The 1259-nt window shown below is 56.6% G+C and carries 1 protein-coding gene; it reads right to left on the bottom strand.

Going from position 1 to position 1259, the window contains the following annotated elements; genetic code table 11:
- Window positions 1–89: 89 nt before the first annotated feature.
- On the bottom strand, window positions 90–1259 hold a 1170-nt coding region (locus LI72_RS18630; RefSeq protein WP_231562537.1), incomplete at its 5' end, for a hypothetical protein.

Genomic DNA, 1259 nt, shown 5'->3' with positions numbered 1-1259 from the left:
TGGCGCGCGGGGTGTGACCAGCGGCTCTATGCGGTGCACGGGCGGCAGCCCTGATGGGCGGCCACTTTCAAGGAGAAACCCGAATGTTCCTACCTGGGGCAAAGATCGCTAGCCCGCGCCGCGCCTGCCATTTGGGCCTCATCCACCCGCACGTCCCTTCGGGTCAAGTTGGTCAAATCTCGCTCAATTGCAGGAAGCTGCGGACACAATCTCACGGCATCGGCACGGTCGATGCGCCAATCCGCAATGTTGTTTGTGCCGCGCAGCTGGCCGACTTGGCCTGCAAAATAAACCTCCTGCGGGCCAACGGGCAGAATGGCTTTGCCGCGTAGCGTTTCCAATCGATCTGCGAAGCGCGGATTCTCACGCTTCAACGCGTCCAACAAACTATTGGGCAGCGCCAAAATGCCACCCAAACTGCCGAAGAAGGGTTGGCCTTGTTCTGGCAGCGTGAGCGCATCTTTCAGTGTAGGGTCCGCTGCCGCACGGCTGATCTGGTGCAGCATGGCCTGAGCGGGCGTGGCTTGAATGGTGGTGCCATCGGTGCGAGTGAGCGTGACCGGGCGATCGAGGATTAGGCTTCTGGAATCTGCTATGGTCAGACCTAAAGCGTTCATTATGCCACCACGCAGTTCCACATTATACGGCGTCTCGTATAAATTAAGGGCTGCCAGCCGATCGTAGGTGGCTACCATGAACAAGCGCGGCGCTTCTTTGCCATGTTCACGCACAATTCGCTGCGGAATCATGCCATGCCAATTAATCCCATCAGAAATGTTCCTGGTAAAAATCTCGATGGCAAGTGCCGGTGCCCGATTGGCTATATCATCCAGCGACCACTGATCGAAATTTTCGTAACGTTTGCGCAGTTCACGTATGACTTCTTCTGCATTTACTGCAGCAGTCTCAGTGGATTGTTTAGCTTGGGCCGAAGCTGGAGAGCCCAAAATTGACGTGACGCCGAAGCTATAAAGCGCCGTGACCAAACAACAGGCGGTACGGAAGAAAACCCGCGTCATCATCGGCCAGCCTGCGTCATTCTTCAAACCTCCGTCCTCGACTATGGAACCTGCTTTAACCATCGGTACACGCTCAAACAATGCTGCTGACGACACGACCGGACGTTGCCCGCACGTGACTTGCCGCCGGTGGGGTGTAGCGTTGCACGCATTGAGTGCCCGGTCTTGATAACAGCATGACCATACCGGCTTCTGATCGTTGAGCGTGCTGGTACAGCGCCGCCGCCGATCAACCCCATT

Origin of the sequence: Sphingomonas sp. 35-24ZXX, from assembly GCF_000786215.1 — a bacterium.
In the GTDB taxonomy this organism is placed as follows: domain Bacteria; phylum Pseudomonadota; class Alphaproteobacteria; order Sphingomonadales; family Sphingomonadaceae; genus Blastomonas.
This window is presented reverse-complemented; position numbering and strand designations above follow the sequence as displayed.